Consider the following 23,546-nt stretch of genomic DNA (forward strand, 5'->3'; position numbering starts at 1 on the left):
TGGTCCTGGACACCCACGGCCTTCTCGAATGGGACTTGCTTATTTAGAACTCCTCTCATTTGGCCAGTCTTCGGTAGCAAATCAGCGTGCAGGCGATGCCGGCGAAGGCCAGGAAGTGGTCGGCTTGGCGTTCGTAGCGGCGGTGGAGGCGGCGGCATCCGTCCAGCCAGGCCACATGGTGCGCTCGACCTGCCACCGGTGTCGCCTCAACCGCTTGGAGGACTCCACACCCTCACGGCCCCGAAGTTCTCGCGTTATGGCGGTTATGTACTGATCTGCGGTATCCGGTGTAGTTGCAGAGCTTTGTCCGGATCGGTGTGTGCGCGGCGGCCGGAAGCGAGGTTGGCCCACCCCGCAGCAGCAAGGGCCTGGCGGGCGATATCGGCCAGGCACCCCAGCACCACCGGCAACGCCCCGATGCGGGCCCGGCGCGCATCTTCCCTCCAGGTCACGTCCCGGATGTGATGCACGGCCTCGATGGACCAATGCCGGCGCAAGCAGTCCGCGAGCTCGGCGGGCCGCGCCTTGTGGGCCGGCAGGTCGGTCACCGCGAAGACCGTCGTCTTCGTGGTGCGGGCCGTGCCGATGTGGCGGGTGCGGCGCTCGAGGAGCAGTACCTGGGCGGCATGGGGAAGGCGATGCCCAGACCGTCGGCGGCCAGGACCTTCACCCGGCGCCGCTCGAAGCGGTCGCGGTTGCGCTGCCACCCCTCGTCGTGGGCCCAGCCCACCTGCTTCCAGGGCAGGCCCGCCCGGTGCGCGTGCAGCGCCGCCCGGTTGGTCTTGACGTAGAAGAGGTAGTGGGCTCCGCGCCGGTGCAGGTAGGAGGCGTGGGCCTTCACGGTGTGCAGCGCGTCGGCCGTGATCACACGCCCGGCAAGGTCTTCCTCGGCCAGGTGGTCCAGGGCGGCGGTGAACGCCGCGGTCTCGGTGTGCTTGGCCCCGATCGACTGGGCGGTGGTGACCACCGCGTCGCTGTGGCGGGCCAGGTGGAACACCCCGGCGCGGGTGCCCCGGCGCGGGTGCCCTGGCCCCGGCGCAAGCCGCGCATGGCCTTGCCGTCGGCGGCCAGGCACGCCTGGCGCGGCCGGGCCGCGGGAGGGCTGCGTCGGCGGCGGTGCTCGCGTTCGGGCACCCGTCGGGGGTGTGCCCGTTGTTCTGCTCGGGGGCGGGGCCGGTGGGGGCGACGATCGCTTCGGCGTGGGCGGCCCCGGCCGCCGCGAGGGTGTGGGGATCGAGGTCGGCCAGGAGTTCGGCGACGGTGCGTTCGGTGGGCACCGGTACTTTGCCGGTGACGGGGTCGAAGCGCAGGCCCAGCCGCATCAACAGTGCGGGCTCGGCGCGATGGGCCCATTCCACCGCGGCGGTCGCGTTGTCGTGGCCGGTGGCGCTCATCGCGCAGACGACCATGGCCAGGATGGCGGGGCAGCGGGTAGCGGATGCCTTGCGGGCGGCGGGGGTCGGGCACCGTGGAGAGGTGGTCGAGCAGGCCGGTGACGGGGTCTTCTGCGGTATCGGCCGCAGCGCGGGTGCGGGTGCGGGATGATGTGGGGGCGGGCATGGCGCTTTCATGGATCGTGTTGTCGTAGCAACTCCATGGTCCAAGGGCGTCATGCCCGTTTCCTCATGCCGCGATTCGCTCATCCCGGGGCACTCCGGTCGTTCCCTGGCGTGCGGGAACACTCCGGACCTATCGCGAGAACTTCGGGGCCGTGCCGGGTGAGGGCGGGTAGTAGCCGCCCTCACCTATGTATGGAGAATTCACACGACGATCGGGCTAACAGGAGTCGAGATTTTCTTTGTCGGTGATCCAGGCGGCCAGCCGTGTCTCCGCGCACCGGCGCCGCCACTTGGCCGTGCCATAGGCCACGCCCAACTCGGCCGCAGCGCTGGCCAGGCTGCGCCACTCCAAGCGGCTGCGGGCGATCAGCTCGGCCTCACCCCAGGTCAGGACCCCCGCCTGGGCGGCCTGGGCCAACACCTGCTCGGGATGGCGCGCCGTGACCGGTGCCGCGAGGCCGTCCTCGGCTTGGGGCGCGAGGCGGTCGCGGTCGCGGCGGCGCTGGTAGTAGTGGCGCCGGGCGGCTTTCTCCGCCGAATAGCACAGCCGGCGGCACACATGCGGCGCGGCCAGGTCCACCTGCCACAGCCCCTCAAGGAACTGGGCCAGCACGTCGGCAGCGAGGTCCTCACGGTTCACCCCCTGCCGCCGCCCCCACCGGGCCACCACCGCCCGCAGCCCGGGCAGGGCCAACCCGGCGGCGAGCACCACCCAGGTGCTCTGCTCCGCGCGGGCCTGGCGCACCAGGGCCCGCCACACGCCATCGCGGGTCGCCGCCGATCCCTCGCGCAGCACGAGGGCCAACTCGCCGGCGGCGAGCTGGGTGCAGGTGAGCTCGTGCACCTCGCCCACGGCCAGATACGGCTGGCCGGGCCCCTGCGCCAGTAGGCGAAATGATTCCTCCAGCGCCTGCAACGGCGAGGCAACCACCAACGTTGACATAGGAAACTCCCGTGGTTGTTGACGTCGAGTTCCTATGTACACATCTGGATGTGCAGGAAATGTGCGGTGCGTACGCACCGACGAAAAAATTCGCACCAGGGGTCTCGTGTGCAGGAAATGCGTACGCAGTGCACACGCGCTGCGTACGCATTCACGGTGAGCTTGTTCCCGGAGGCGTTAGCCCGATCGGGATCTGAAATCTCCATATATGGGTGAGAGGCATCCGAGTCCAACGCCGACACCGCGACATGCCCACACCCACACCCCGCCTGCGGCTGCTCTCCCTGGGCGCAGGCGTGCAATCCAGCGCCCTGCTCCTACTGGCCGCCCAGAGCGCGGTCCCGTGCTTCGACTACGCCCTGTTCGCCGACACCGGATGGGAACCGCCCTCGGTCTATGCCCATCTGGAGCGGCTCGGTGCCATCGCCGCCGAGGCCGGCATCCCCCTGCACCGGGTCAGTGCCGGCAACATCCGCGACGACGCCCTCGATGCGCAGCACCGGTTCGCTTCCATGCCGTTGTTCATCACCGGGGCCAACGGCGAGCGCCGCATGGGGCGGCGCCAGTGCACCGCCGAGTACAAGATCCGCCCGCTGAAGAAAGAGGCCCGGCGCCTGCTGGGCTATCCGCACCCCAACCGGGTGCCCGAGGGGGTCTATGCCGAGCAGTCCATCGGGATCAGTACCGAGGAGTTCCACCGGGCCAAAGATGCCGACGTGGGCTACCTGGGCAACCGGTTCCCGCTGATCGAGATCGGCTGGACGCGCCGCGACTGCCGCGCCTTGCTCACCCACCACGGCCTGGGCGACACACCCAAGTCTGCCTGTGTGGGGTGCCCGTTTCGCTCCAACGAGTCCTGGGCGGAGCTGAAGTCCACCGAACCGGAGGCGTTCGAGGACGCCGTGGCCTTCGATGCCGCGATCCGCCATGGCCCCCCGGCAGCGGCATCACGCGGCATGCCGCACGGCACCTTCTACCTTCACCGCGACCGCGTCCCCCTGGGCCAGGTCGCCCTCGGCATCGACACCGGACCCGAACCCGAGGGGTGCTCCCCATGGTCCTGCCGCGGTGAGGACCCCCACGACGCTGATACAGGAGGTGCGGCATGACCGTCCCCTCCCGTGCACGACCTGCTGACACTTCTGGGCCCCGCCTCGCGCGGCATCAGCGGCGTCTGCGACTGCTGCTGCTGGACGGCACCCCCGGCGCGGCAGCGCTGCTGGTGCTGGCCACCCACCGCGCAATCCCCGGATTCGACGCCATGCTGATCCCCGACACCGGGGCCTATCCGGCCCGGCTCTACCGCTACCTGGACCGTCTCGCCCGCATCGCCGCGGAGGCCGGCACCCAGGTGCTGTGGGTCGATGCCGGTGTCACCCCCGCTCTGAGCGAGACCCACACGAGTCTGCTGCCGCTGTACACCCGTACTGCCGAGGGCACGCACGGCCGAATGGTCAGCGGCTGCGCCTACCGGCAGTCCCACGCCGTGGATGCCGCTATCGCCGACCTGCTCGGCTACCCCAGCGCTGCCACCGTCGCCGCAGGCGTGCTCGCCGACTGCGTTCTCGGTCTGGGCGCCGAACAGCCCCAGCACGCCCGCCCCGCCACGGCGCGCTACCGCCGTAACCGCTACCCGCTGGTGGAGCTGGGCTGGAGTAGCGCTGACTGCCGCGCCTACCTGCACCACCACGAACTGGCCCACCCACCGGACATGGCGTGCACCCCGTGCCCCAACCGGACCAACGCGAGCTGGGCCGAACTCCGCGCCACCGACCCCCAGGCCTGGCAACAAGCGGTAGCACTCGATGCCGCGCTGCGCCACGGCCCCCAATCGATGGCACCGTGCGGCATGCCGCAGGAGACGACCTGCTACCTCCACCCTGAGCGCGTTCCCCTGGACCAGGCCGATCTCGATGCCGAACGAACCCCCCGCCCCACGCCGTGCGTGCCGTGGGCCTGCCGCGGCACCCGGGCCGGCACCGAGGGGGTGGTGCCGCGTGAGTGCTAATGCCGTCCCCGCTGCTGCCGGTGCCCAGAGGGGTTGTGCCCCACGCTCCCAAAGAGCCGGTGACCACCACGTCGCACACGGTCGCGATCGGGGCGTTGTGCACTGGCTATGCCGGTCTGGGCATGGGCGCTGCCGCTGCCCTTGGTGGCGCTGGCTTGGCCTGGGTCGCCGAGACCGAGCCTGACAGGCCCACCTGCTCGCCGACCAGAGGGGAGGTGAGGCGTAATGGGCCTGCGCATCGTTCCCGTCTCACTGCGTGACGCCGGAGAGTACGTGGCCGTGTGGCACCGCCACCACCCCCGGCCCCCGCGGGGGCACAAGTTCAGCCTCGGGGTCTGCAACGCGCAGGGCTATCTGGTGGGGGTGGCCATCGTCGGCCGGCCCGTGGCGCGGGGCCTCGATGACGCGCGCACGCTGGAGGTTACCCGGCTGGCCACCGATGGCACGGCCAACGCGTGCTCGAAACTGTACGGGGCCGCATGGCGGGCTACCCGCGCGTTGGGCTATGACCGCCTGGTCACCTACACCCAACACGGCGAGTCTGGCGCCTCACTGCGCGCGGCCGGATGGCGCCCCGCGGCAGCGCTGCCGCCGCGGGAAAGCTGGAACCGTCCCGGTGCCGCCGGTAGCGGCGCCACCGCCCGGATGCGGTGGGAAGCCCCATGAGCGCGGCGCGATATCTCCCCATTCGTTGCCGCAGTCGATCGCACTCCCGTGCCGCGATGCCGGGCGGCATCCCCGCGGATCCCACCTGGCAGTTGCGGCACGGGCGGTGGCGCCGCTCTGCCCACGCCGCGCTCGGCGCGTTCGTGTTCCTTTGCCACCGAGCTGGCTGTAGCCGTGTCCCGCTCGTGGCTATCCCGAAGGTGAGGTCGGTGTGACCCGCAAGCAAGAAAACAACGCTGACCAGCTGAAACGTGGTGACAAAAAGGATGGCGACACCTACCCTGCAGCTCCCGCATCCTCCAGTACGGGGGAGCGGGATGCCGGTCCGGTGCCGCCAGAGGTCTATACCCCCGCCGAGGCGGCCGAGCTTCTCAAGGTGCCCGAGTCCTGGCTGCGCAAGAAAGCCGCGCAGCGGGCGGTGCCCTGCACCTTCCTCGGCAAGCACCTGCGCTTCAGCGCTGAGGACCTGCACCGGATCGTGCGCGAGGCGACACGGGACCCGGTCACCAGCCGGGGCGCCCCGCCTCACCGGACAGAGTAAATCTACGATGTAAAGGGCAGTGTTTCTATGACTTATGCCGAACAACGTGGACGCGGGTGACGGGTGCGCTACCAGCGCCTGGACAACACCTGGGCATCCAAGGGCGGCTTCGAAACCAAAACCGCCGCGCTGAACTGGGGACAGGAGCAGGAGGCCCACGTCCGCGCCGGAACCTGGATCGACCCCAAGGAGCAGGAGATCACCTTCGGGGAGTTCGCCGCCCAGTGGTGGGCACAGGCCCGCCTGTCGGACAACACCGCGGCCAAGTACCGCTCCTACCTGGATGCCCACATCCTGCCGGCCTGGAAGGACTGGCCGCTGATCGCGATCTTCAACAACCACCTGGAGATCCAAGGCTGGGTCAACCGGCTACACGACGAGTTGGCCGAACCCTCGGTGGCCTCGGTATTCGCGCTGTTCTCCACCCTGTGCAACACCGCCGTGCGTGCCCGCCGGATCCCCGCCAACCCCTGCAACGGAGTACGGGTCTCCTCCGGCGGCTACGAGACAGACCGACAGGTCGCCACCCCGGTGCAGGTGCTGCGGGCGGCCATGCGGTTGCACCACACGTTCGGCCGCGCCGGCTTCGTGCTGTGCCTGCTCAACGCCTACACCGGGGCGCGCTGGTCGGAGCTTGTGGCGTTGGAGTCCCACGAGTACGACGAGGTCAACCACGCCATCCCGGTACGCACCCCACTCCAGGAGACCGCCGGGCGGTTGAAGAAAGCCAAACGGGCGAAAACGCCGGCGGGTAAACGGTGGATCCCGTTGCCCGGCTTTCTCAACGCCCTCTACGTCGACCTCCGCAGCGCGGTCGAACCCGGGGAGCGGTGTTCACCGGCCCTCAGGGTGGGCAGCTGCGGCGCGGGAACTTCCGTGCCCGGTTCTGGCGCCCCGCCTGGGACGGGCAACCCCAGAGCGAGGAGGTGTGGTTGCGGTCACCGATCCTGCCCGGGTTCACCTTCAACGAGGGCCGCCACACCCACCGCACGTGGCTGGCCGACGACGGCATCCCCGAAGTCGGCCGGGCCGCGCGGCTGGGCCATCGGATGCCGGGCATGGCCAACGTCTACGAACACGTCACCGCCGATACCAAAGCCCGGATCCTGAAGGTGCTCACCCGGCGATGGCAGACCAGCATCACCAGTCTCGATCACACAGAGCAACGAAAACTGGCGTCACTCGTCCCGGAACTCACCCGTGAGCACTACCGCGACGACGTTGCCTGAGGGGCCGAAGGCCCCTCCGAAAAAAAGATGATCTCCCAAAAATCTCCCACGGCGGCTCCCGCCTTCCGTGGAGAAATCTGAGAGACCCATCCTGACCTGCGGCGATACTGGTGGGCGATACTGGACTCGAACCAGTGACCTCTACCGTGTCAAGGTAGTTCGGCGCTCCGGCCGACCTGGACCGGTGTTCGGAGGTGCAGGTCAGAGGCCCTCGTTGGGAGCCGTTCGGCGCCGTTGAACCCCCCTTGAGGCATCTTCTCGTCTCCATTTTGTCTCCACGCTTTCGGCCCGTCCTGGCTGTCTCCACGATCGCCCGAGGCTCGTATCCACGGTAGTGCTCACCGGCGTCCGGCTCCCGCGTATGGCGATGACCTGCGAAAGGGAGCGAGTACCCATGTCGAGTCCGGTGTGGCCGCGCTGGACCACCACCGCCACCGTCCTGCTGCTGGCCGCGATCGCAGCCGTGGTCTCCTACGCCCACATGTTCGAGCTGGCGTTGCGTCACGGCGAGCCCGCCTGGCGCGCCGGCCTGTTCCCATTATCGGTCGACGGCATGATCATCGCCGCGTCGATGACCCTCCTGACCGACGCCCGCCAGGGGCGGCGTGGGGGAGTGCTGCCGTGGAGCCTGCTGATCGTTGGTAGCGCGGCCTCGCTGGCCGCCAACGTCGCGGTGGCCGATCCGACCGTGTGGTCACGGGTGATCCACGCTTGGCCGAGCTTCGCCCTGATGGGTGCTTACGAGTTGCTCATGCGCCACTTCCGTATGGCTGCTTATGGCGAACGCACGGCTTACACCGACGACGGGTCGGGCGCGAAACGCGACAGCGACGACGCTAATGGCGACGCGGTCGGTTCGGCCGGTGCGCAGGAGTTCGCCGTTGGAGGCTTGCGTGTGATCGAGTCCGACAGCGGTGCGACTCCGCCACTCGATCCTGTGGATCCGGGGGGCGTGGCTGTCCCGCCTATTCAGGTCGAGGCCTGGAACTGGGCGCTGAAGCACCGGCGCGAGGATGGTGCCCTCCCGACGGGAAGCGAGATCGCTGCGGCGTTCGGACGGAAGCAGCGTTGGGGGCGGCTAGTCAAACAGCGCGGCCAGCAGGGAGTACTCGATCAACTCGTCGCATGACGGCGACTCCTGGAACGTCCGTATGGGGTGTGTGTCGGAGGGGCGACTCGACAGTTACGTACATTCCCCTGAGCCTGTCCGCGGGGTTGCGTACGCATCGCGTGCAGTGCGTACGCAACTCCGAAGGTAGGCGCCTCGGCGTATCCCACCGCGGATCTGTGCGGATGGGCCCGCCCACGGGGGCACGCTAGGGTTTCTTCGTGAGCTTTCCGCGCAGTGATCCGGCCCTGTTCGAGGGGCTCTTCGAGCACGTCGAGCGCTACCTCGGGCCCTACGTCTCCGGAACGTCGGCCACGATGCCGGGCTACAACCGCGGATTCGGTGTCAGCGTCCACCGGCACACCACGCTGGAGCTGGTTTCCGCCGCGACCATGGGGGTGCGGTTCCAGGAGGTCGATTCCGCCCTGCCGGAGGAGTTCGCGTGTTCCGTGCTGCCCGGCCAGGACGCCGAGGCGGCCTACCTGGTGCACGTCGCAGCGGAGCGCGTCATCCAGACGGGCCGGGGATACGAGTTCGGCCACGGCTACGTCAACGCCGAACCCCTCATCCCCGACTCCCGGATCGACTGCCTGCTCATGGAACCCAACCTCTGGGTGGATGCCGCGTTCACCCACTTCAGTGGCGATCAGGCGGAACCGGTGCTGCGCTTCGTCACCGTGCTGCCGGCGATGTGCGTCGAGCTGGACGCGCTGGAACGCGGACACGACCACGCCGGGCAGATGCGCCGCATGGCCGCGGCCGCCGGCGTCGACCTCCGCGACATCTACCGCGCCCCGGCCATCGGCGGGCGGTGAATCCCCTCTCCGCCGCCAGACGACATCTTGGCCAGGAATTTCGATGTTGTGGAGCCCGAATTTTCTTCGGGATGTGAATCCAACGAGGCAGTTTGGTTGCCGGAAAACATCAGCTATCCCGGACGAGCGATGACCCGACGACAGGGAGGCCTGTCCTAAGGACCCAGGAGTGCGGTAGTCCGCCCGCGGGAGGGGGCTACCGCACGATGCCGGCTCCGGGACAGGTCACGGGAGTGGCGCCCGCAGGTCGTCTGGGGGCGTGGTCTCCGACTTAGTCGGTCGTGACCGGGGTCAGGGCGAATCCGTCGTTGGGCTCGCCCGCGAGGAGCTCGGCCAACCCGCCGCTGAGCGCGTACGTCGTCCCGTCCGGTCCCGCGGTCACGTCGCTGGTGACGGGATCCTCGACGGTGTCGGTGACCGTCACCGTGGCTTCCTTCCAGCCGTCTTCGGGCTCCACGCGCTGGATCTAGGCGGGCTCGCCGGACAGCAGGCCGCTGCTGACCGCCGTGATCGAGCCGTCCTCCAGGGGCAGCATGCCGGCCGTGGGAGGCGCCAGCGGCTCGGAGAGCTCCACCGGCTGCGCCTCGTCGGGACTGTCGACGGGCACCCGTACCAGGGAGCCGTCGGCCATGGCGATGATCAACTGGTTTCCCTCCACCCAGTCCACCGCTGCCATCCCCACGTCGTCCAGGAAATCGGGAATGTCCAGCGTGCCCTCGAGCAGGTCGCTCCGCAGAAAGACCGAGGCGCGGCCATCGGGCTCGACGGCGAACACCGTCGGGGTCAGCTCGTCGACGGCGTAGGCGGTGCCGTCGGGCGCCACTGTCACGTCGGCGATCAGGTGCTGCTCGCCGTCGTCGGTGAGCTCAGTCAGATCGACACACCAGTGCTGCTCCCCGGTTTCCATCAACCGGGCGCTGCGCGAGGCGCTCGCTCGTGACGCGGCGGGGCAGGCGCCGGACCCGGCGCCGGCGGCCCGGCGGGAGTTCAGTGACGCACTGGCCGTGCTGCTGCGGCGCGCGCAGGCGACCGGGGCGGTGCGCCCCGACGTGGGGGTGGCGGAGGTGCACGCGCTCGTCGCGGCGTGCGCGTCGATGGCGCAGCCCGGGTGGGAGGACGGCGGATCGGGGAGCGGGGGGCGTCGGGTCGAGGGCCGCCGGGGCCCCGACCTCGAGGCGAGCGGCAGCGAGCCCAAGAAATCAGGGTCGGGGGCCGCCGGGGCTCTGGAGGGTCCGCAGGTGGGGCGCCCGCGATTGGCGGAGCCCGATTGGGCGGCACACCGGAGGTGCCCGAAGGTTCCCCGGAGTTCTGGGGCGCCGCGCCGTGGTGGCACGGGAGACCGGCGACATCATGGAGCGCCCCGGCCGCCGCCCCGGTGGCCGGGTGAGCGCGTTCAGGCCCGTCACACGGGAACCACACCCGCCCCGGCCTGCGTCGAAGCATCAGCTACCGGCACTGCCACCGGAGACGGAGACTCCCCCACATGGATAACAGAATCATCGCGACGTCGAGCCTGGTCGTGGTTCTCGCCTTGACTTCCTGCGGCCTGTTGCCGGGATCATCCGGCGAGCAGGAGCCCGCACCCTCCGAAGAGGGCGCGGAGCAACAGGACTACGGGGACTTCCCCTACGAGAAGGAAGGCCGCATCTTCATCGAAGGCGGCGACGACGTGAACCAACGTCTGGGCATCAACGGGCTGCAGAGCGGCCCCGAGTACACCGTGCTGGAGATCGAGGTCACGATGATCGACGCCACGACGGGCGGTTCGAGGGTCTCCTCACCCTCCCGCCTGGTGGACCCCATTGACGGGCTTGCCTACGAACAGCTGACCGATGAGCAGGGCCAGGCCTTCGGCCCCTACTTCACCGAGGACGAGGACGTGGGGACGCTTCCCGTGCTCCAGAACATCCCCCAGGCATACCGGGTGTACTTCCCCCCGCTGCCGGAGTACGTCACGCACATCACCTACACCGGCCAGGGCATGGGCGCGATGACCGGGATCCCGGTCGAGCACGTGGACGAGATCAGCCCGGCCGAGGAGCCCAACGCCAACGAGCTGATCGACGAGGAGACCTGGGAGCCCGTCGAGGACATCGGCGAGGACACCACCGTCGTCTACCCGCTCCACGAGCCCGAGGGCGACTTCTGGGACGCGCCGAGGCAGATGGAGAGCATGGTCGACGACGGCGAGATCGCCGTCACCCGGGCCGGCACCGAGGAGACCTTCGCACTCAACGCCGACCTGGCCTTCGAGTTCGATGAGTCCGAGCTCCAGCCCGAGGTGGAGGACCGGCTCACCGAGCTCGCGACGTACATGAGCGAGAACCTCGACGCCGAGGGCCCCATCGAGATCACCGGCCACACCGACAGCGTGGGTGACGACGCCTACAACCGGACGCTGTCGGAGGAGCGGGCCGAGGCCGTGCGGGAGATCGTGGAGCCGGAGCTGGGCGAGAGCTTCGAGATCCAAACCGATGGGCTCGGCAGCTCCGAGCCGCTCATCGCCGAGGAGGGCGAGGACGAGGAAGCCCAGGCCCGAAACAGGCGGGTGGAGATCTCCCAGGAGCGTCCGTTCGACCAGGTCATCGAGGATGAGAACGCCCGCCACGAGGGCATCCTGGAGCGCGCCGGCGACCCCGCGGCCTTCAACGCCGACGACGGCGAGGCCGAGGTCACGCTCAGTGACGGCGACGTGGAGCTCAACGTCTATCCGTTCGTGCGCGACGGCGCCTACGTGGTCGCGGTGATGGGCTTCGCCAACACCGGTTCCGAGCCGGTCACCCCGGACCTGAGTGGCGCGGCCACGCGACTGCCCGGCCAGCCGGACCAGTTCAGCGAGGGCACCCTCGGCGGGTTCCAGACCGAGGACGGCGACGGGGTCACCCACTCCGTGGTGCAGCTGAACCACCCGGAGGAGGGCTATTCCAGCTTCGCCGAGGAGGTGCACGAGCTGCACCCCGGCGATGAGTACCGCACCATCGCCTGGTTCCTCGCCCCCGAGAAGGACGTTGAAACTCTGACCCTCCAGACCGGCGCCTTCGGCGATGCCGCCGACGTCCCCATTCGGGGCTAGTGTTCTGAGTCGTTAATTCGTTGAAGATATGCGGTGAAGTTAGCGAAGATCTCCTCGGCGCTTTTGACCCACACGAACCGCCGGGGATCGTCGTTCCAGTCATCGATCCACGTCTGTAGCGCAGACCGAAGTGTAGGTGCCGCGTCGGATCATTCGGCGGGTGATCTCGGCGAAGAACCGCCCGACCAGGTTCATCCAGCTGGAGTTGGTCGGGATGAAATGCAGGTGGAACTGGGGGTGGGCCAGCAGCCATTCCTTGATGATCGGGGCCTTGTGCGTGCCGTAGTTGTCCAGGACCAGATGCACGTCCAGGTCCGAGGGTGTCTCCCTGTCGATCTGGTTGAGGAGTTTGCGGAACTCGATGGATCGGTGCTTGCGGTGCTGGGCGGCGATCACCGTGCCCGAGGCCGCGTCCAGGACCGCGAACAGGATGGTCCTACCTGCGCGGACGTAGTCGTGGGTCTGGCGCTCGGGCACGGCCGGCATCATCGGCAGCACCGGGGCTGAGCGGTTCAGTGCCTGGATCTGTTGGGTCGGGGACGGGACGCCGTGAAGCGTTTTGGCTGTCGGTTTTCCCGTCCCCGCCCGCCGAACCCGGCGTGTGGGTTGTCCCCGCACCGGGCTCTCCGCGTGCCCCGGGTGGGTTCGTTGACGCGTTCGGAGACCTGCCCGACAAAGGCGACGTCGTCGTGGCTCGTGGGGCGGAAGCGGGCACCCGCCGGGTCGATCACGTCGACGTTGAACGGTGTCGCGATCTTCGTTCCGTGGTAGCGGTATCGCTCGACCGGCATCTTCGCCGAGTTGTAGAGGACCAGCTTTTCCTCGCGGATCCGGTCGGCGTCGTAGTAGCGACGGCGGACCTGTTTCCAGGTCAGGTGCGGATGCTTGCGACGTATCCGTCTCGGCGATGGCATCCTGAGCCCGTCGTCCGGGCCGATACCCATAGCTGTGCGGGTAGAAATCGGCCTCGCAGATCGGTTCCAGGACCAGCTTGAGGGTCATCTTCGAGCACCTCTACGCGATCGCCGATGGCGAGGTCATACCCGAGAAGGGCGAGCCCGAAGTCATTTTCTGTCTGGACGAGTTCGGGCCGCTCAACCTGATGCCGCACCCGGGCCGGCAGTGGGCCGAACGCGGCGGCAAACACAAGGACCCCGGCTGCGAACCACGCCCCCGTAGGCGGCGGGCGACCTACAACCGCTACGGCGGAGTACGGCACCTGTTTGCCGCCCCGGGCCTGGCCAAGGACACGCTCTACGGCCACATCAAGCCGGTCAAGAAGCGCACTCAGTTCCTGGAGTTCTGCCGCTACCTGCGCAGCCTCTACCCACCCGAGGTCCAGGCGTCGCGGTCGTCTGCGACAACTTCTCCCCGCACCTGACCACGAAGAAGTGCCAGCGGGTCGGTACCTGGGCGGCGGCGAGCAACGTCGAGATCGCCTACACGCCGACCAACAGCTCCTGGCTGAACCGGATCGAGGGCCAGGTCACCGCCTTGCGCTACTTCACCCTCGACGGTACCGACCACGCCGACCACAAGGAACAGGGCAGCATGATCCGCCGCTACGTCATCTGGCGAAACCGCCATGCCGACGACCGGCGCCTGCGCGCCGTCGTCGACAGGGCGAACGTTGCCTGATACGGCACTAGCTGTCGTACTCGTCGTGGCGACGGAACCAGAGATCGGTCTCGTTGCGCCCCTTGGGTGCGCGGTCGAGCCACTGGTACATCCCCCAGAGGCCGTCCAGCCCGCGCGCATAGGACGAGTAGGTGTGGCAAACGACGCCGTCCTCGAGTACGAACGCGCTCATACCCGGCCGCTCGCGCGTGTACGTGGCCGCGTCGGTTCCGCACATAGCCGCGAAGGGGTCGGACCCCTCGTCGCCACGTGGCTGCCAAGCGGGCTCGCGCTGGTAGTTGTACTCGATACCGCCCTCGCGCTGTTGCTCCTCGGTGAAGTGGACACTGAAGTCGTCGTTAAAGTCGCTGCCAAGCGACGACGCCCAGGGGAAGCTCCACCCCATCCGCTGCTTGTACGCCTGCAGTTTCGCGAGCGGAGCCCGCGACACCGCCCAAAGCATTACGTCGTGCTTGGCCAGGTGGACGACGAAGCCGTTGAAGCCGTCGGCGATCGCCGAGCAGGCGGGGCACCCTGCCGTGTAGTCGGGCCCAAACATGAAGTGATAGACGAGCAGCTGCGAGCGTCCTCGGAACAGGTCCGCCAAGGAGGCGCTCCCCTCGTCGGTGTCGAAGCGGTACTCCTTGTAGATACGAACCCACGGCAGCTCCTGCCGTCGCCGCGCAACCTCGTCACTGCGTCGCGTCAGCTCTTTCTCGGCCTCGAGGAGTTCCCGCCGCGCGGTAAGCCACTCTTCACGTGTCGCCGCTCGATGCTCGGTCATCGTGATTTCCCCCGGTTGTTCGTGGTCGCACAGCTATCGATCTCGTTTGGGACCGGCCCGTCGTGTCGTCGCCACGATTCATACCCATCGCTCCCATGGTCTCTTTAGTGCGGATTGATCAGGAGAAAGATGTGTCGTGCGTCAGGAAGTTGGCAGGGTTTGATCATGGTCGGGTTGGGGGGTCGGCGGAGTAGGTCGGTCGTGGCGGTGACGAGGTGCTGGGCCTGGTCGTAGCAGTGGTGGTGCTGGCCGCCTCGGTGCATGACAACACCGTCGGCACCTAGGGCACTCTGGCCCTGCACCGCCGCTTGGTCCGCGACTACGAGCATCGCCCCGCCAGCTCCGAGTCGCGCGTGTACTGGGCGATGAGCGATGTGACGGCGCGGTGGTGTACCACTCGGTACCGGTCCCCGGCTTCGGCCAGAAGACGCCGGGGAGCAGATCCCACTCCATCCCGAGGAGTTCGCACGTCTCGGCCTCGCGCTCGCCGTCCGGGCGGTCGGCGCGCGCAAGGCCGGCCGGCTGGGGAAAGAGGTCGGGGCCGCACCCCTGACGGGATGCGGCCCCAGGTGTCGTCAGGCGGTCAGATGGTCAGGCGTCCGGGCCGGACTCGGGCGGCAGTGTGGGCCGACCCCTGCTGTAGTAGAGCTCGCCCGGCTCGGTCTCCCCGAGTAGATCCGACACCGTGGCCAGGGTGTACCCATCCTCCGCCAGCCCTTCGAGGATGGCCGGAACCGCGTCGACCGTCGTGTCGTGGATGTCGTGCATCAGGATGATCGCTCCCGGCTGCGCGTCGTCGAGGGCCCGCTGGGCCACGATCTCCGAGTCCCGGTCCTTCCAGTCCTCGGTGTCGACGTTCCACAGGATCTGCGCCAGCCCTAGCTCCTGGGAGACCTCGGCGACCGTTTCGTTCGTGGCGCCGTAGGGCGGACGCTGAATCACCGGCCTGTCCCCGGTCAGGCGCCAGATCTGCTCGTTGACCGGGGCCAGCTCGTCGCGGATCTCGGCCGCGTCCAGGGGGGTCAGGTCGGGGTGGTTGATGGTGTGGTTGCCGAGCTGGTGCCCCTCCGCGTACGCGCGGCGCACGGTCTCGGGGTACCTGTCGATCATCTCGCCCGTCTGGAAGAACGTCGCGGGCGCATCATGCTCGGCCAGGGTGTCCAGGAGGTCGGGGGTGCGCGACCCGGGGCCGTCATCGAAGGTCAGCGCCACGCACCTGGTGTTGGAGTCGGTGCAGTCGATGCTCTCGGTCCAGTCCTCCATGCGCCCTGGCACCGGGGTAGCCTCACCGATCGTCTCGACCACCTCGGCTGTGAAGTCCTCCTCCACCGCCCGAGCGGCTTCCTGGGCGTGCGTGCCGAAGTTGGAGAGCAGCGGAGCGGCCTCGGTGCTCGCGATGACAGCGCTTACCCGACCCTCACTCTCCGGTGCGACCTGTCCTTCGTCGAACTCCACCACCAGGTTGCCGTCGTCGTTGAACGCGATCGAGTCGTACAGGCCCAGCACCGGTTGGAGCGCGTCCTGGCTGATCTCTTCGCCCTCCAGCTGCGCAATGACCAGCTCGTTGAGCGCTTCCAGCTGTTCCTGTCCGGCGAGGAGTTCGGTGGAGTACGCCGCTCGTCCGGTCTCGGCGTCGTACCAGTGGGTCTCGTACCCGAGGTGCTCGCCCTGCGAGTCCTCTTCGGTCCAGGTCATCCGAACGCCCACGATCCCGTCCGCGGCGACGCTGATCTCCCAGTCGGCCTCGAACCCCGTGGCTGAGGGGTTCACGACCGTGAAGTTGCCGACCCGCTGGTCGACGGCTTCCGCCAGGCGCTCGTTCAGCGCGTCGGCGTTCGGGATCACGGGGTAGTTGGCCGTGACGGGGACCGCGTAGTCGTCCGGCACGGCCTCCTCGGTCAGCCCCCGTTCCTGTGACCAGCCCGTCTCGGTGTCCGGGCAGGTCAGGTGGGTCTCTTGGGAGCCGTTCGCGGCCGTTGGGAGCGGGTGGGAGAGGTTCGCGTCTCCCATTTGTCTCCCACCGCGCGAGAGGCAGAGCGCCGTCTCCCACTCTGGTTAGGATGCTTCGGCGCTTATCACGCACGGTAGCTTGGCCGCGGGCGGCTCCCTCACTGTTCCTTTCACCTGGGAAAGAGTGAGTGACCCGCCGTGCACACGTCGCCCCTCTCGCGCTGGACCACGATCGCGACCGTCTGCCTGCTGGCCGCGATCGCCGCGGTCGTCTCCTATGCCCACATGTTCGAACTGGCACTGCGCCACGGCGAACCGGCCTGGCGCGCCGGCCTGTTCCCGCTCTCGGTCGACGGCATGATCGTCGCCGCCTCCCTGTCCCTGCTCAGCGACGCCCGCCAGGGGAGGCGCGGGGGAACGCTGCCCTGGACGCTGCTGATCGTCGGCAGCGCCGCGTCCCTGGCCGCCAACGTCGCGGTGGCCGAGCCAACCGTGTGGTCGCGGGTGATCCACGCCTGGCCGAGCTTCGCCCTGATGGGCGCCTACGAGCTGCTCATGCGCCACTTCCGCGTGGCCGCCCGCGGCGAACGCACGGAGTACGCCGGCGGTGGGATTGGCGTACGCGGCAGCGAGGCTTCGGAGGAGCAGGGGGATTACAGCTCTGCAGGTGTGCAGGACCTTGGTGATGGAGGACTCCATGTGGCCGGAGACAACAGTGATGCGGTTTCGGTACTCGGTGTAGTCGATTCTGGGGGAGTGGCGGTTCCGCTCATCCAGCTCGAGGCCTGGCGCTGGGCGTTGGAGCATCGGCGGGATGACGGTTCCCTACCGACCGGCGGTGAGATCGCCGCGGCCTTCGGCCGGAAGCAGCGGTGGGGCAGGCTGGTCAAGCAGCGAGGACAGCAAGGAGTGCTCCAACGGGAGGCCGCCTAACGAACGGCGGTCAGCTCGCGGTAGAGGACGAGGCTGGGGCCATCGTTGCCACGGAGGCCGCGAACCCGTTGGATGCCGTGCCGCGAATTTGGATCGAGGCCTGGCACTGGGCCCTAGCCGCGAGGACGGTTCCCTACCGACCGGACGCGAGATTGCGGCCCGCCCGGCGATGCTTGGTGCGCCGGCCGACGATTCGGGAGAACACCGCCAAGCGGTAGCAGGTCCCGTTGTCAGTGACCACCCGATACAGGTGGGTAATGCCGTGGGCGGCGAAGAACACCTTCGCCCGCGCCAGGAAGGCGGCCGCGGTGGCGCCCTTCTCGTCCCCCAGCGCCTCGGTATAGGCCAGGCGGGAGAACCCGTCCACGGCGGAGTGGAGGTAGAGGTAGCCGCCCGCAGCTCCGGCGCTCTTGGCCCGGTCCACAGCACGTGTTTGCACGGAGTCGCGGCCGCGCATGCGACACCCCCCGCCGTCGGGGATGCGGGCGACTTTCTTCACATCCAGGTGGACCATGTGGCCGGGCCAGTGCGCGGTGATCCGGCCCGGAGCGCGGTTCGATGCGCCGGCGGGGTCGATGAAGCGGCGCCGGGCGAGACCGAGGCGGGCCGGATGGCGGGTGACGGTGCGCCGGTCGAGCATGGTGCCGCAGTGGGCGAGTTCGGCGGTGATCCTGGCCGCGGACCACTTGCGCCGCCAGGCGTCGATCGTGGCGACGGTCGCGCCCGAGGTGGCCCGCGGGCTGCGGTGTGGGACCGAGGAGCGCTCGTGTAAACCGGTCGCACCGTGGCGGAGGTAGTGGTTCACCCACGTGGAGGCACACGCCCGCGAGATGCCCATCTCAGCGGCTACGTGGGAGATCGGGCGGTTCTCGCAGCGCTCGACGAGGCGACGACATCCCTCGGCGGACATAGACGCATTGCGGTGGACCACGCGACCACGTCCTTTCCGGTGGCTCGATGAGTCGTTGGCTTCTCATCATCGCCGCCGGGCCTGGTCTCTTCATGTCACCCCTGCGTCAGCGTCAACAACCCCCGCCTCGCAACACCTAGGCGACCATCTTCGCGGTCCGCGCCACGCGGTGCGCCCCCGCTTCTCGTCCACGTAGTCTATCTCTTGGCCGTGGGCGGAGGGAGCTTCGTCGCTACCGTAAGGAGGGCGCATGAGTGACACGCTGACGCAGTTGCCCACCCGTATCTGGTCGGTGGCGGATCTGCTCCGTGGCAACTTCAAGGTCTCTGAGTACGGCAGAATCGTGCTGCCGTTCACCGTGTTGCGTCGGCTCGACTGCGTGCTCGCCTCGACTCGGAGAGACGTGCTCGCCCCCGCGGAAGCACTGGGCGACGACAGAAACCCGGATCAGCACGCCGAACTCCGGAGCGCCTCCCAGTATCTCTTTTACAACACCAGCGCTATCGCGCTCGCGGACGTAGCCAACGCACCACGGAACGCCGCGCATTCCCTGCTTGAGTACGTTGGCGGGTTCTCTCCAAACGTCAGAAAGGTGATCGAGGGCTTCCAATTCGAACACACCATCTGGCGGCTGAACGACGCCGAGATACTCACCAAGACCCTCGACCACTTCCTCGCGCTGGACTTGGGGCCAGCCCTCACCTCACGTGAGATGGGGCACATCTTTGAGGAGCTCGTACGGCGTTTCGATGACCAGGCGAGTGAGACGAGCGGCGAGCACACCACCCCTCATGATGTCGGTCGGCTGGCGGCTGCCCTCCTGGCCGAGTCCGACCCGACTCGACACGTTCCCGGCCCGGTGCGGAAAGTTTATGACCCGGCCTGTGGGACGGGCGGCATGCTTGGTGAGGCAGCCGACCACATCCTCAGCGAAACCTCTCAGGCACGTGTTCTCCGATACGGCCAGGAACTCAACCCCGAGTCCTGGGCGGTCGCCAGCTCCGCCCGACTGATGAGCGGGGACGACCCCGACCGGATAAAGCTTGGGAATGTGCTGGTCGAGGACCGGTTTCCGGACGAACGCTTCGACTATCTGCTGGCACACCCTCCTTTCGGGATCGAATGGAGAACGAGTGCGGAAGCCGTCCACACCGAGTACGAGCAACTCGGCTACGAAGGCCGTTTTGGTGCTGGCCTGCCTCGCATCAACGACGGGTCCCTGCTCTTCCTCCAGCACATGCTCGCAAAAATGAAGCCGGTGGACGACTTCGGCCGCGGTGGAAGCCGTGTCGCGGTTCTCTTCACCGCTTCCCCGATGCGTGCCGGTAGTGCTGGCTCGGGCGAGTCGGAGATCCGGAGGTGGATCGTCGAGAACGACTTGCTCGAAGGTATCGTCGCCCTCCCTGATCAGCTCTTCCACAACACCGGTATCGACACCTACCTCTGGATCCTGACCAACCGCAAGAGAAACAACCGCCAAAGTCGGGTGGTTCTGGTCAAGGCCCAGGACCACTGGCAGAAGATGCGACGGACAGTGGGCAGCAAGCGTAAATACCTCGGGCCCGACCAGATCGCCAATATCGTCCGACTCTACGGCGAGGCGTCGTCCACCACTGCACCCAGCAGTTCCCCGCGCGACCGAGTACACGTCGTGCACAACCAGGACTTGCTGTACCGCGAGATCACCATCGAGCACCCACTACGACTGCGTTTCCAACTCACGCAGGAGGGATTGGATCAACTCGCCGGCCTGCGGCGGGTACAGCAAGCCGATGACCCTGAGGCCCTGCTGTCGGCGCTGGACGAACTCATCGGGACGACGTGGGACACGAAGGCCGAGGCATTCACGGCGCTGCGGCATGCCGTAAGAGCCGTTGGCCAGAGCTGGCCGCAAGGGACCGCCTTTGAGAAGGCCGTCCGCAAGGCGATCGGGGTGCGCGACGACGCAGGAGAGGTACAGCGACTCCGAGCCGGACCCGAACCTGACCCTGAGCTGCGTGACCGAGTCGTTCTGCAGCTCCAGGACGATCCGGACGAATACCTCAGAAACAAGATCCTGCCCCACACTTCTGGCGCCTGGATTAACAACGACAAGGAGCGCCTGGGGTGCGCGATCCCGCCCTCGCAGTTCTACCTGGCGGAACTCGATGGCCCCTTCGAACCGCTGCGGAACTTCGTCGAGCAGGAGACCCGACGTGTCAAGCTACACCGTCCGAAGCCCGACGAGGAAAGGCCGGACCCGCCGAAGCACCTCATCGCATCATACCTGCACAGTGTCGACTCGGTCCTGGACTTGCCGGATGCAGAACTCGACGATTCGGAAATGACCCCGTGCTCGGGCGGTGATCTCGTGGGGCGCGTTGGCAACTGGCGGCTCTTGCCCCCGAACTTCGGCGACGCGGTCACTTCGCAGATTGTGCTGCACCCAGTTCAGGGGCACAGCCGTGTGTTGTGCGAATGGCTCAACTACCGCAATGACAATGCCGCCGTCCCACTGGCCCGGGATATTCTCGACACCCCCGTCCCGGTGGACCTGGTCATCGACGGTGAGGTCGATTCTCTATTGGACGATGTGCAAGAGAACCGCCGCGCCCTACGGGACGCAGTCGAAGGAACTTTGCCCAACGTCTTCGCCGGCACTGCGACCGTCAGCGAGGACATCCGCACAGCCACGCGATTCATCGCCCGCGAGGCGCGACTCGCCGAACAATTGATCCGTCCTCTCAACGACCCTGTGTCAAGGGCAGAATCCAGCTATCCGTTTCACATATCTGCCCTGGCCCGCCGCTACCGGGTCAGCACCCATCCTTCCGAGCAGAAGGACGGGCTACTCAAACTCGGTGAAGGTATAGCGCGAACCTTGGGTCTTCTTGCCCTTAGTGAACTCATCACGCTGCGCGGGTTCACCAATAATCTCCGCGGGAACTTCTACAACGGGGCGACATTCGCTACCTGGACTCGGCTCCTCGACCAGCTGCTGAGTAACGTAGGGACGCCCCGCCTCCCAGAACTAGCAGAACTCCAGGAGCAGACCACCCGAACACTCCTGGAACAGATCAAAGACTTCCGCAATCGCTCACATCACTCGCAGGGGATCCGCAGGGACCACGAACTCAGCGATGAGGTGGAACTACTCGAACCCCTCGTCCTCTCGGCCCTCAGTTCGGTCAACTGGCTATCGGACGCCAACTGGCTCTGGGTGGAACGCTGTGAGTACGTCGACGAATCCTCCTTCCGGATAGTGGGGTCGCGTCTACACGGAAGCCATCCCAGCTGGGAACTGCTCGATTGGTCGACCGCTCACCCACTGCGCCCCGAGCGGGTCTATGTCCACAGCACCCGGGCAGTCAAGCCTGTTGACCTGTGGCCGTTGGCCACGGTCGATCTGTGCACGGACTGTCGGACACGGGAGCTGTTCCTACTCGACCGGGTGCAGGGCGACCAGGTAATCCTCCACAGTCTTGAGGAGCATTCACTCAAGATCTCCTACTCCACAACGCGTGGAACAGGGGGTAAGAATCCCTGACCTGGAAGTTCCCTTCGATAAAGACTGTAAAATTCCACCGATGGAGAAGCTCCGACCGGTCGAAATTCCATGACGCTGGGGCACTTCAGGGAGGACCTTGACACCCCCGGCGGGGTCGGAGGCACCCGTCGTTGAGAAGATCTAGAGCATGAGATTCCCCGCTTGTGTAGAGGCCATCAGTGAAGTCAGTCGCGGGTGCCAGAGGGCAGATTGAGCCCTTCGAACGTGATAGGACTGCGTATTCCGATATTGGAGTGAGGCCCATGGGGATTGTTTCAATGTGCTATCCATTCGAAGATCTCTGTGGACAATTTCTCGCGTGTTTTCCATGGTGTCAGTAGAGGAAACTTGCTCTGGCTCGAATTTTGTGAAGCCTGGATTTCACCAGCTCACGCGGCGAGCAGTACCCGCTTGCGCAGCAGGTCGGGTTCGGCGAGCCCACATCTCGCGGTTAACCATCTTGAGCCCGGTTGACGTGCCCCTCGACCGCTCCGGAGTTGTGCGGCAGCCTCAGCCCGGCCACGACGGCGTCCCCGCCGCGGACCAGGCCGCGGACGAAGGAAACGAGTTCGGGGATCTGCCCCTCTCTAGCCAGGGCTGATTCAAAGTCGGTGGTGTGACGGCTTCACGCAGGTCACGACGTCATGACGATCGCGGCGATCAGCCGACATACAACAACGGAGCCCCTGTAGAAGCGCGGGGACATCACTCTCCGGCTCCACAGGAACTCCGTTGCCCCACCAGTCTGCCACGCCCCAGCCCGCCGTCGGCGACCTCGCCCAACGCCTCACCGCCGTGGACGATCCGCGCGACGAACGCGGCATCCGCCATGAGATCGGCACCGTACTGGTCATCGCGCTGTGCGCCCTGCTGTGCGGATCCCGCTCCCTGCGCGCGATCGGACAGTGGGCCGCCAACACGCCCCAGCACACCCGCACCCGCCTGGGATGCCGCATCACCGATCCTGAACTGGGCCTGCGCACCGCGCCCAGCACCTCCACCATCCGACGAGTCCTTCTGGCCTGCACACCGGCGGGCGTGGCCGCCCTGGCCCGCCCCGATTCGACCGCCGTGTTGGCTCTGGACGGCGAGACGCTGCGCGGATCGGCCACCGCTCAGCAGGCGGCCACCCACGTCCTTGCGGCTCTGGCTCCCGGTGGCCGCATCGCCGCCCAGGTCCCCGTGGCAGGCAAGACCAGCGAGATCGCCGCCGTCGAGGATCTACTGGGTCCGCTCGACATCGACGGCACCGTGGTCACCGCCGACGCGCTGCACACCCAGACCTCCACCGCCCGCTACCTCGCCGAGCAGCGCGGGGCCGACTACATCCTCACGGTCAAGCGCAACCAGCCCTCGCTGTTCGAACAGGTCACGAGGTTGCCGTGGGCGCAGGCGCCCACGGGCGACACCGACCGCCACCGCGCACACGGCCGGGCCGAGACCCGCACCGTCAAAGCGCTGAGCATCGAGGTCCTCGGGTTTCCCCACGCGGTCCAAGCGGTGCGTATCCGCCGCCACGTCACCGACCTGCGCACCGGAGAGGTGTCATGGACCTGCGCTTATGCGGTCACCAGCCTTCCGGCCGAGCGGGCCGGGGCCGCCCGGCTGGGCGGGCTGGTGCGCGGCCATTGGGCGATCGAGGCGCTGCATCATGTCCGCGATTCCACCTTCGCCGAGGACGCCTGCAAAGTCCGCACGGGCCACGGTCCGGCCAACCTCGCCGCGCTGCGCAGCCTGGCCGCGCTCCTGCTCTCCGCGCTGAAGCGCCCGACCATCCCCGACGCGATCCGGTGGGTCTCCTACGCGTGCTTCACCCACCCGCTCGATCTCATCGGGCTCGCCTGACCAGCGAGAACTCAAGCGATCAACGACTTTGAATCACCC

The 23,546-nt window shown here is 67.6% G+C and carries 25 protein-coding genes and 2 pseudogenes; 16 read left to right on the forward strand and 11 right to left on the reverse strand.

All coding sequences use genetic code 11. The features are described 5' to 3' along the window. Positions 1 to 55 precede the first annotated feature (55 nt). From F4561_RS07170 to F4561_RS07180, 3 genes and pseudogenes are all read right to left on the reverse strand, one after another. Positions 56 to 237, reverse strand: a pseudogene (locus F4561_RS07170) (transposase); the annotation flags it as partial. Positions 238 to 263: 26 nt separating this feature from the next. Beyond that, positions 264 to 548 (reverse strand): hypothetical protein, encoded by a 285-nt coding sequence (locus tag F4561_RS07175; protein ID WP_184575972.1) that lies wholly within the window; start codon positions 546 to 548, stop codon positions 264 to 266. Next, positions 545 to 997: a hypothetical protein gene (locus F4561_RS07180; protein WP_184575970.1), complete on the reverse strand. Its 453-nt coding sequence runs from the start codon at positions 995 to 997 to the stop codon at positions 545 to 547. The genes F4561_RS07175 and F4561_RS07180 overlap by 4 nt, the downstream gene beginning before the upstream one ends. A gap of 293 nt (positions 998 to 1,290) precedes the next feature. Here F4561_RS07180 and F4561_RS07185 point away from each other — a divergent pair, with 293 nt between their 5' ends. After that, positions 1,291 to 1,545 carry a hypothetical protein gene (locus F4561_RS07185; protein ID WP_184575968.1) on the forward strand — a complete coding sequence of 85 codons (255 nt, stop codon included), beginning with the start codon at positions 1,291 to 1,293 and terminating at the stop codon, positions 1,543 to 1,545. A 231-nt stretch (positions 1,546 to 1,776) separates the two neighbouring features. Here the strand turns inward: F4561_RS07185 and F4561_RS07190 are convergent, their stop codons facing one another. Then, positions 1,777 to 2,502 carry a hypothetical protein gene (locus F4561_RS07190; RefSeq protein WP_184575980.1) on the reverse strand — a complete coding sequence of 242 codons (726 nt, stop codon included), beginning with the start codon at positions 2,500 to 2,502 and terminating at the stop codon, positions 1,777 to 1,779. Positions 2,503 to 2,750: 248 nt separating this feature from the next. Here F4561_RS07190 and F4561_RS07195 point away from each other — a divergent pair, with 248 nt between their 5' ends. The 8 genes from F4561_RS07195 to F4561_RS07230 all read left to right on the forward strand — a co-directional run bounded on the left by F4561_RS07195 (position 2,751) and on the right by F4561_RS07230 (position 8,869). Continuing rightward, a complete protein-coding gene (locus F4561_RS07195) occupies positions 2,751 to 3,611 on the forward strand; it encodes an adenine nucleotide alpha hydrolase family protein (RefSeq protein WP_184575982.1) in 861 nt (286 codons plus the stop codon). Continuing rightward, on the forward strand, positions 3,608 to 4,510 hold the full coding sequence (locus tag F4561_RS07200; RefSeq protein ID WP_246437154.1) for a hypothetical protein: 903 nt from the start codon (positions 3,608 to 3,610) through the stop codon (positions 4,508 to 4,510). The genes F4561_RS07195 and F4561_RS07200 overlap by 4 nt, the downstream gene beginning before the upstream one ends. A gap of 225 nt (positions 4,511 to 4,735) precedes the next feature. Further along, on the forward strand, positions 4,736 to 5,176 hold the full coding sequence (locus F4561_RS07205; protein WP_184575984.1) for an XF1762 family protein: 441 nt from the start codon (positions 4,736 to 4,738) through the stop codon (positions 5,174 to 5,176). Positions 5,177 to 5,387: 211 nt separating this feature from the next. Then, positions 5,388 to 5,717 carry a helix-turn-helix domain-containing protein gene (locus F4561_RS07210; protein ID WP_312885177.1) on the forward strand — a complete coding sequence of 110 codons (330 nt, stop codon included), beginning with the start codon at positions 5,388 to 5,390 and terminating at the stop codon, positions 5,715 to 5,717. 63 nt (positions 5,718 to 5,780) lie between these two features. Further along, the gene (locus F4561_RS07215; RefSeq protein WP_184575986.1) at positions 5,781 to 6,827 is read left to right on the forward strand and encodes a tyrosine-type recombinase/integrase; all 1,047 of its coding nucleotides are present in this window, start codon (positions 5,781 to 5,783) and stop codon (positions 6,825 to 6,827) included. Next, positions 6,776 to 6,946 carry a hypothetical protein gene (locus F4561_RS07220; RefSeq protein ID WP_184575988.1) on the forward strand — a complete coding sequence of 57 codons (171 nt, stop codon included), beginning with the start codon at positions 6,776 to 6,778 and terminating at the stop codon, positions 6,944 to 6,946. The genes F4561_RS07215 and F4561_RS07220 overlap by 52 nt, the downstream gene beginning before the upstream one ends. Positions 6,947 to 7,340: 394 nt before the next feature. Next, positions 7,341 to 8,075 (forward strand): DUF2637 domain-containing protein, encoded by a 735-nt coding sequence (locus tag F4561_RS07225; RefSeq protein ID WP_184575990.1) that lies wholly within the window; start codon positions 7,341 to 7,343, stop codon positions 8,073 to 8,075. A gap of 200 nt (positions 8,076 to 8,275) precedes the next feature. Continuing rightward, positions 8,276 to 8,869, forward strand: coding sequence for a hypothetical protein (locus F4561_RS07230; protein WP_184575992.1), 594 nt, complete (start codon positions 8,276 to 8,278; stop codon positions 8,867 to 8,869). A gap of 271 nt (positions 8,870 to 9,140) precedes the next feature. On the opposite strand, the gene F4561_RS07235 is transcribed toward F4561_RS07230, so the two are convergent. Both F4561_RS07235 and F4561_RS07240 read right to left on the reverse strand, forming a co-directional pair. Beyond that, entirely contained in the window at positions 9,141 to 9,293 is a 153-nt protein-coding gene (locus tag F4561_RS07235; RefSeq protein ID WP_184575994.1) for a hypothetical protein, read from the reverse strand. 42 nt (positions 9,294 to 9,335) lie between these two features. Further along, positions 9,336 to 9,776, reverse strand: a complete 441-nt coding sequence (locus F4561_RS07240; protein WP_184575996.1) for a hypothetical protein — start codon at positions 9,774 to 9,776, stop codon at positions 9,336 to 9,338. Between F4561_RS07240 and F4561_RS33905 the strand changes: the two genes are divergently transcribed. Both F4561_RS33905 and F4561_RS33175 read left to right on the forward strand, forming a co-directional pair. Beyond that, positions 9,730 to 10,404, forward strand: coding sequence for an SbtR family transcriptional regulator (locus F4561_RS33905; RefSeq protein WP_376773649.1), 675 nt, complete (start codon positions 9,730 to 9,732; stop codon positions 10,402 to 10,404). The two genes, F4561_RS07240 and F4561_RS33905, sit on opposite strands and share 47 nt — an antisense overlap. Next, the gene (locus tag F4561_RS33175) at positions 10,353 to 11,942 is read left to right on the forward strand and encodes an OmpA family protein (RefSeq protein WP_184575998.1); all 1,590 of its coding nucleotides are present in this window, start codon (positions 10,353 to 10,355) and stop codon (positions 11,940 to 11,942) included. The genes F4561_RS33905 and F4561_RS33175 overlap by 52 nt, the downstream gene beginning before the upstream one ends. Before the next feature lie 99 nt (positions 11,943 to 12,041). On the opposite strand, the gene F4561_RS07250 is transcribed toward F4561_RS33175, so the two are convergent. Together F4561_RS07250 and F4561_RS07255 are read right to left on the reverse strand one after the other, a co-directional pair. Beyond that, positions 12,042 to 12,419 (reverse strand): transposase, encoded by a 378-nt coding sequence (locus tag F4561_RS07250; RefSeq protein ID WP_184576000.1) that lies wholly within the window; start codon positions 12,417 to 12,419, stop codon positions 12,042 to 12,044. 35 nt (positions 12,420 to 12,454) lie between these two features. Then, entirely contained in the window at positions 12,455 to 12,886 is a 432-nt protein-coding gene (locus tag F4561_RS07255; protein WP_184576002.1) for a hypothetical protein, read from the reverse strand. A 47-nt stretch (positions 12,887 to 12,933) separates the two neighbouring features. On the opposite strand from F4561_RS07255, the gene F4561_RS32385 reads away from it, so the two are divergent. Both F4561_RS32385 and F4561_RS32390 read left to right on the forward strand, forming a co-directional pair. After that, complete coding sequence (locus F4561_RS32385; protein WP_246437155.1) at positions 12,934 to 13,323, forward strand: hypothetical protein; 390 nt, start codon at positions 12,934 to 12,936, stop codon at positions 13,321 to 13,323. Between the two features lie 113 nt (positions 13,324 to 13,436). Continuing rightward, on the forward strand, positions 13,437 to 13,580 hold the full coding sequence (locus F4561_RS32390; RefSeq protein ID WP_246437156.1) for a hypothetical protein: 144 nt from the start codon (positions 13,437 to 13,439) through the stop codon (positions 13,578 to 13,580). Positions 13,581 to 13,587: 7 nt separating this feature from the next. Here F4561_RS32390 and F4561_RS07265 read toward each other — a convergent pair whose 3' ends face one another. Beyond that, entirely contained in the window at positions 13,588 to 14,343 is a 756-nt protein-coding gene (locus F4561_RS07265; protein ID WP_184576003.1) for a DUF899 domain-containing protein, read from the reverse strand. Between the two features lie 591 nt (positions 14,344 to 14,934). Further along, positions 14,935 to 16,353, reverse strand: a complete 1,419-nt coding sequence (locus F4561_RS07270) for a polysaccharide deacetylase family protein (RefSeq protein WP_184576005.1) — start codon at positions 16,351 to 16,353, stop codon at positions 14,935 to 14,937. 138 nt (positions 16,354 to 16,491) lie between these two features. On the opposite strand from F4561_RS07270, the gene F4561_RS07275 reads away from it, so the two are divergent. Next, positions 16,492 to 17,226, forward strand: coding sequence for a DUF2637 domain-containing protein (locus F4561_RS07275; RefSeq protein WP_184576007.1), 735 nt, complete (start codon positions 16,492 to 16,494; stop codon positions 17,224 to 17,226). A gap of 187 nt (positions 17,227 to 17,413) precedes the next feature. Here F4561_RS07275 and F4561_RS07280 read toward each other — a convergent pair. Beyond that, positions 17,414 to 18,157, reverse strand: a pseudogene (locus F4561_RS07280) (helix-turn-helix domain-containing protein); the annotation flags it as partial. Positions 18,158 to 18,386: 229 nt separating this feature from the next. Here F4561_RS07280 and F4561_RS07285 point away from each other — a divergent pair. Both F4561_RS07285 and F4561_RS07290 read left to right on the forward strand, forming a co-directional pair. Further along, a complete protein-coding gene (locus F4561_RS07285) occupies positions 18,387 to 21,662 on the forward strand; it encodes a type I restriction-modification system subunit M (protein ID WP_184576011.1) in 3,276 nt (1,091 codons plus the stop codon). Between the two features lie 732 nt (positions 21,663 to 22,394). Continuing rightward, positions 22,395 to 23,507, forward strand: a complete 1,113-nt coding sequence (locus F4561_RS07290) for an ISAs1 family transposase (protein ID WP_221445395.1) — start codon at positions 22,395 to 22,397, stop codon at positions 23,505 to 23,507. The last annotated feature ends 39 nt before the right edge of the window (positions 23,508 to 23,546 follow it).

The organism is Lipingzhangella halophila (assembly GCF_014203805.1).
Classification (GTDB): domain Bacteria; phylum Actinomycetota; class Actinomycetes; order Streptosporangiales; family Streptosporangiaceae; genus Lipingzhangella; species Lipingzhangella halophila.

Coding starts and splice junctions, on each gene's coding strand:
- F4561_RS07190 (WP_184575980.1), bottom strand. CDS start 2,502: ATGTCAACGTTGGTGGTTGCCTCGCCGTTGCAGGCGCTGGAGGAATCA.
- F4561_RS07195 (WP_184575982.1), top strand. CDS start 2,751: ATGCCCACACCCACACCCCGCCTGCGGCTGCTCTCCCTGGGCGCAGGC.
- F4561_RS07200 (WP_246437154.1), top strand. CDS start 3,608: ATGACCGTCCCCTCCCGTGCACGACCTGCTGACACTTCTGGGCCCCGC.
- F4561_RS07205 (WP_184575984.1), top strand. CDS start 4,736: ATGGGCCTGCGCATCGTTCCCGTCTCACTGCGTGACGCCGGAGAGTAC.
- F4561_RS07220 (WP_184575988.1), top strand. CDS start 6,776: ATGGCCAACGTCTACGAACACGTCACCGCCGATACCAAAGCCCGGATC.
- F4561_RS07225 (WP_184575990.1), top strand. CDS start 7,341: ATGTCGAGTCCGGTGTGGCCGCGCTGGACCACCACCGCCACCGTCCTG.
- F4561_RS07240 (WP_184575996.1), bottom strand. CDS start 9,776: ATGGAAACCGGGGAGCAGCACTGGTGTGTCGATCTGACTGAGCTCACC.
- F4561_RS33175 (WP_184575998.1), top strand. CDS start 10,353: ATGGATAACAGAATCATCGCGACGTCGAGCCTGGTCGTGGTTCTCGCC.
- F4561_RS07255 (WP_184576002.1), bottom strand. CDS start 12,886: ATGGGTATCGGCCCGGACGACGGGCTCAGGATGCCATCGCCGAGACGG.
- F4561_RS07265 (WP_184576003.1), bottom strand. CDS start 14,343: ATGACCGAGCATCGAGCGGCGACACGTGAAGAGTGGCTTACCGCGCGG.
- F4561_RS07270 (WP_184576005.1), bottom strand. CDS start 16,353: ATGGGAGACGCGAACCTCTCCCACCCGCTCCCAACGGCCGCGAACGGC.
- F4561_RS07285 (WP_184576011.1), top strand. CDS start 18,387: ATGAGTGACACGCTGACGCAGTTGCCCACCCGTATCTGGTCGGTGGCG.